General features: G+C 59.7%; 1 protein-coding gene. It reads right to left on the bottom strand.

The features are described from left to right. On the bottom strand, positions 1 to 216 hold a 216-nt coding region (locus tag ACV22V_RS32755), incomplete at both ends, for a hypothetical protein (RefSeq protein ID WP_448016883.1).

Here is a 216-nt window from a genome sequence, read left to right as displayed (position 1 = left end):
TGCGTGAAGGTAAGCCTGCGAGGCACTGCTTAACCAATACGGCGCAATCGCCTTGGGCTGAACGGTCGGCGACTTCAGCGCGTCAAAGACTTCCTTTGCCGTCAGTGCTCCCACCTGCGTGAGCTCACGCACCAAATCCTGATAGGCAATGTTTGCAGAAGCCCTGAGTGCTGCCTGATCCTCCAGCGCTGGCTGGCGCTCTCTCTCGGTCACGGC

It is taken from the genome of Burkholderia sp. AW33-5, from assembly GCF_053427615.1.
The sequence above is the reverse complement of the archived record's forward strand: the minus strand, read 5'-3'. Positions and strand labels throughout refer to the sequence as shown.